The organism is Halanaerobium sp. (assembly GCF_003070835.1).
In genome coordinates this window covers 1-5104 of sequence record NZ_QBLR01000252.1, presented here as the reverse complement: position 1 = coordinate 5104, position 5104 = coordinate 1, and the positions used below count along the sequence as shown (strand labels likewise).

Genomic DNA, 5104 nt, shown 5'->3' with positions numbered 1-5104 from the left:
CAAAAGTAGTCATCCAAGCAGGAGATCCACCACCATCATCTTCCTTTTTGTGTTTCTTGTTTTTAAGAGGCATTTTCCCTTATTCCCACCCCTCCACTTCCATTTATTCTAGCTTCAACTTCTTCTTTTTCCCCTTCAGAAAGGAAAGCATGAAGTTTCTCTTTAACAATTCTTGGGTTTTCGCCAGCCTGTATTGACAAAATCCCTTCAATCATAACTTCTTTAACATGAATTTCATGGTTACTCTGGGTTTCTAAATTTTTAGAAAGAGGAATAAAGATCCAATTTGCCAGTAGAGCCCCATATAAGGTTGTAATTAAAGCTACCGCCATCCCGGAACCAAGCTTAGTTGGATCATCAAGCTGACTTAACATCTGCACTAAACCGATTAAAGTCCCAATCATACCAAAGGCAGGTGCCAGCTGACCCATTGTCGCAAAAATACCTCTACCTTTTGTGTGTCGTTCCTGTAAAAAAGTTAATTTTGTTTCCAGTATATTTCTTACCAATTCAGGATCAGTACCATCAACAATCAACTGAATACCTTTCTGCAGAAATTCATCTTCCATTTCTGCTGCATCATCTTCTAAAGCCAAAAGTCCTTCTCTTCTTGCCTTTTCGGCAAAGTTAACAAGGCTTTCAATTATATGTTCTGATTCCATTTTGTCATCTTCAAATGATACTCTTAATAAATTAGGAATGTTTTTTAGATCATTGAAAGTATAACTGATCATTACACCGGCCAGGGTACCACCTAAAACTACCAGGGCAGACTGAAGACTTACAAAGATTATTACATTACCACCCAGTACTGCTACTGCACTAAATATTATTGCTCCTGCTGCTACCCCAACAATTGTCGCTATATCCATTTAAGATCTCTCCCCTGTTCTAGTAATTCCGGCCATAACCCTCTGTCGATAATTTATTACCTTTGCAACTATATCATCTGCTGAATCTTTGACAAGCAGCTTCTTCCCATTGTTTAAGGTAATCACTGTATCCGGAGTTTCCTGAACTTCTAATATCTGTTCAGCATTTAATATAAATTTTTCCCCACTTGTCCTGGTCAATTTAATCATCATACACTTCCTTATTTAACATTCTTATTATTTCTCAGGCTGAAACCAAAAAAGATTTCAGCCTGAAAGTTTAATTTAAATTATCTTTTTAAATTAACTAATTCCTGCAGCATTTCATCTGAGGTTGTAATTAATTTTGAACTTGCCTGAAAACCTCTTTGAGCAGTGATCATGTTTGTAAACTCCTGTGATAGGTTGGCATTAGACATTTCTAAGGTTGCTGGAGCTAAAGAACCAAAACCACCTTCCATAGGCATCCCAACATTTGCTACACCTGAGTTTGGAGATTCAACAAATAACCCATCTTTTCTAGTCAACCCCGATGGGTTTTCAAATTGTGCTAATGCAATACGGTCAACTACCTGAGTCAAGCCATTATCGTAAGAACCAATTACATCACCATTTTCAGCAAAAGAAAAGGATTCTAAGCTTCCCATAGCTACACCATCCATTTCACCAAACTTAATATCTGAACCTCCACCCAATTGAGTTAATTTTGTAAAATCCAAATTGATTGTAGCTGGTGCAGCACCATCTATTGAAGCGATAGATAAGCCCACTTCAGAACCACTATCTAATGCTCCATCTTGATAAAATGAAATAGTATGATCTCCAGTTGGTGATGTACCAACTAAAGTCTTATCTCCATCAATTTTTATACTATCTTCAACTACAGTCCACTGATTATCAGTAGTGCTTTTTTTAAATGCTATTTCTAAAGTATGAGAAACACCTTTAGAATCAATATAGTCTGAGCTGATTGTTTTAGTTTTACCATCCTCAGTCTCACTACTTAAATTACCTTCAATATCCATATAAGTTGTTGGTTCTGGTAATATAGTTTTATCTAACTGAATTTCACCACTCTCTCCCAGTACTTTTAAACCTGAAATACCAGAATATAAGTTACCCTGAGCATCAAAATTAAAATTACCTGCTCTAGTGTAATACTTTTGATCTCCATCCTGTAAAACAAAAAATCCATCCCCCTGGATTGCAACATCAGAGGTTTTCCCAGTTGACTGCAGATTTCCGGAAGACATATCATTATCTATACTTCCTAATCCCACACCAAGTCCTATCTGCTGTGGATTTGTTCCCGCTCTATTTTCAGAAGGTCTTGAAGCCCCTTTCAAAGTCTGACTTAACATTTCCTTAAAAGTAACACGACTGCTTTTAAAACCAATTGTATTTACATTTGCAATATTATTACCTGTTACATCCATCATCTGCTGGTGGGTATTCAATCCTGACACACCGGCATACATCGATCTTAACATATAATTTTTCCTCCTTCAGTATTTATCGGAGTCCTACTGTTATCGACAGCAGAACAGAGCTCCCTGAAAAAGGTCCAGCTCATATCCGATTTAAGCTAATTCTATAATTTTTAGCTTAAGTCTTTCAATTTTATATCCCATCATCTTTAATTAATATTTTAGAACATTATATAGATATCTTTATTTCATAAATACAGCACTATCTATATTAGTAAAAACATTATCATCCATACTTGCCTCATCTACAGCTGTAACTACAGTATTATTCTCTACACTAACTATATAGGCTACATCATTAACCATTACCAGTGAATCTCTAGCTCCTTTATCTCTAGCCTTTTCCACTCCTGTACTTAACTTATCGAGTTCTGTTTTGGAAACTGGAATAGCACGAGACTTAATTCTTTTTTGAGCATGTTTGGAAAAAGAAAGTTCATTTTTTCCATTCATCTTCTCCCCTAAAATATCTTTAAAAGAAGGAGAATTCGGATTTTTATTCTTTTGGGCAGCTTTATTCTGCTGCTCTGTTCTTTTTAGAGGCTGTATTGGTTGATTTATCTTTAATCTGTTATCCATTTAAAACACCTCTTTTTATAATTCTTCAGCTTCAATATTCTTAACCTGAGTAATATTGCTAATATCTATTTCAGAGCCAGTATCCAGCACTGCTAAGACTTTATCCTTAGAAGATTTTACAGCATTAACAATACCTTCTAATTTTACACCTTCTACGTTAGCAGTAATCTCTTTACCAATTAAGCTGCTATTATCAATTACCTGATTAGAACTTAATTTATCTTCCAGCAGTGAGTAAAGTTTTTCAGTTTTTTCTAGAGAAGTAAACTCAGCCATTTGAGAAATAAAATCACGATCTTCCATTGGATTTAAAGGATCTTGATTCTGCAGCTGGGTTATTAGAATCTTAAAAAAAGCATCCTGACCCAATCCATCATTCGCCTCAAGCGATTTTCTCTGAATTTCCTGCTGATACTGTGTGCTCTGCGTAGAACTTACATTATATATATCTGACATATAACTACCTCCTTTAGACAATCAAATTAAGCTTCCCTTTCGAAAAGGCAGCTCTATTGATTATTTCCTGCTGTCTCATAACTATATTTTCTCTATCTAAACTGCTGTTCCTTAATCCTCTTTCTACATAATATTGTCCCTGGAAAAACTGACGTTGTTCATATTCCTGATTCTGACCGGTCTCACCATCACTAAAAGCAGAGTTTTGATCATTTAAGTTAAAATCATTCTGCTGTTCAACCTGACGAGGTCCTGCCTTAGCAGTTTCAATTTTAAACTGTTCAATATTAATTCCCTGTTTAATCAGATCAGATTTTATTTCTTTCATACTGCTTTCTAATTGAGTCTGAACCAGCTTGTTTTCCACCAACATCCTGGCATCAATTTTACCTTCATTTAAATTAAGTCTAACCTCAATTTTACCAAGTGATTCAGGTTTTAGCTCAATATTCATTTCGTTTTTAGCAGCTGAAAACTCTCCTTTAAACTGCTGCACAAATTGCTCTTTTACCGGTAATTCACCTTTAAGTTGATTGTTATTCAAAGCAAAACTATTAGTCTTATCACCAGCATTGAGTTCAGTATTTAATGAAGAATCAGCTCCAGAAAAATTAAAATCAATAATCTTCTTTTCAGCAGCATTATCTCCTTTAGCAGTTTCTAAAACCACTTTAGAATTAAATTCTGAAACTTCTTTTTGCTCTGTTAAATTAAACAGCTTAGATTCCTGTTCAACTTTTGAATTATTATGGGTAGTATTTTTTTCAGCACTTTCCTGACGCAGAGTGTTATCAGCCAGATTTCTCTGCTCGAAATCAATCTTCTGACTCAATTTATTTTGATCAGAGTTAGTAAAATCAACATTCTTTTTTTCTGTTTTACCAGCAATTTCAGCTGCTGCAGTTTTTTCAGAAATTTGAATTTGCTCCCTGTTTTCTAAAGAAGCTAATTCATCAGTTTTCGGTTCTGCTTGGTTCTGAAACTTAAAGTAATCAGCAAATTTTTCTCCAAAAGCTTGATTATCAGACAATATATTTTTTTCTGTCTCAACTTCTTTTGGGAGGTTAAGTAGTGAAGCAAGCTGATCATTGTTAGCTAAATTAACTCCAGAGCTTGAAATCATGTTTTCTAAATCAGAAATTAATGTCTTTAAATTAGCAGTACTTAGCTGTGAAAATTCTAATTCAAATCCATCAGCTTTCGAAAGCAGATCACCTCCGGCAGCTTCTAAAAATTCAGCCTCTTTAAATTGGGAATTCAACTTCTGCCAATCAACATCACCTAAATTCAGCTGAGCTAACTGGGTAAATGCTTCTTCAGCAGTTTCCTGCAGCATTTTTCTAATATCTTTTCCAGAAGATGATTCATTCTTTTTTGAAAGGTCTTTTTCGGAGCCAACAGCTTTGTTTGATAACCTCTCAGAATCAGATGAACTTTTAATTTCTTTAGACTTTTCCTTGAAAGCAAAATTATCATCTCTTTTTTGAACTGCTTTCATTTTTTCAGCAAAAGAACTTTGAGAGTAGTTTTCATGACTCAGCTTTCTACTTTTTTTTGGCTCTGCCTGCTGTTGGAATTTGTACTGATTCAATGCAATTATTTGATTCAATTTCTCACCCCCTTTCAATGCTTATCTTTAACTTTTATTTATCTATTTCTATCTAATTTAAAATCTCATTTTTTTATTAGCTAGGAAATTATACCTAATGG

The 5104-nt window shown here is 34.6% G+C and carries 6 protein-coding genes; all 6 read right to left on the bottom strand.

The genetic code is table 11. The features are described from left to right. Positions 1-62: 62 nt before the first annotated feature. Positions 63-872, bottom strand: coding sequence for a motility protein A (locus CI949_RS16680; RefSeq protein ID WP_089716295.1), 810 nt, complete (start codon positions 870-872; stop codon positions 63-65). Further along, the gene (locus CI949_RS16675) at positions 873-1082 is read right to left on the bottom strand and encodes a flagellar FlbD family protein (protein ID WP_089716296.1); all 210 of its coding nucleotides are present in this window, start codon (positions 1080-1082) and stop codon (positions 873-875) included. An 80-nt stretch (positions 1083-1162) separates the two neighbouring features. Continuing rightward, complete coding sequence (locus CI949_RS16670) at positions 1163-2362, bottom strand: flagellar hook protein FlgE (protein WP_089716297.1); 1200 nt, start codon at positions 2360-2362, stop codon at positions 1163-1165. A gap of 180 nt (positions 2363-2542) precedes the next feature. Further along, a complete protein-coding gene (locus CI949_RS16665; RefSeq protein WP_133505468.1) occupies positions 2543-2938 on the bottom strand; it encodes a TIGR02530 family flagellar biosynthesis protein in 396 nt (131 codons plus the stop codon). 15 nt (positions 2939-2953) lie between these two features. Continuing rightward, positions 2954-3394, bottom strand: a complete 441-nt coding sequence (locus tag CI949_RS16660) for a flagellar hook capping FlgD N-terminal domain-containing protein (protein ID WP_089716299.1) — start codon at positions 3392-3394, stop codon at positions 2954-2956. A 13-nt stretch (positions 3395-3407) separates the two neighbouring features. After that, on the bottom strand, positions 3408-5003 hold the full coding sequence (locus tag CI949_RS16655; protein WP_089716300.1) for a flagellar hook-length control protein FliK: 1596 nt from the start codon (positions 5001-5003) through the stop codon (positions 3408-3410). Positions 5004-5104 lie beyond the last annotated feature (101 nt).

What these genes read in the sequence shown, in the direction of transcription:
- CI949_RS16680 (WP_089716295.1), bottom strand. Translation starts at nt 872, where the DNA reads ATGGATATAGCGACAATTGTTGGGGTAGCAGCAGGAGCAATAATATTT.
- CI949_RS16675 (WP_089716296.1), bottom strand. Translation starts at nt 1,082, where the DNA reads ATGATTAAATTGACCAGGACAAGTGGGGAAAAATTTATATTAAATGCT.
- CI949_RS16670 (WP_089716297.1), bottom strand. Translation starts at nt 2,362, where the DNA reads ATGTTAAGATCGATGTATGCCGGTGTGTCAGGATTGAATACCCACCAG.
- CI949_RS16665 (WP_133505468.1), bottom strand. Translation starts at nt 2,938, where the DNA reads ATGGATAACAGATTAAAGATAAATCAACCAATACAGCCTCTAAAAAGA.
- CI949_RS16660 (WP_089716299.1), bottom strand. Translation starts at nt 3,394, where the DNA reads ATGTCAGATATATATAATGTAAGTTCTACGCAGAGCACACAGTATCAG.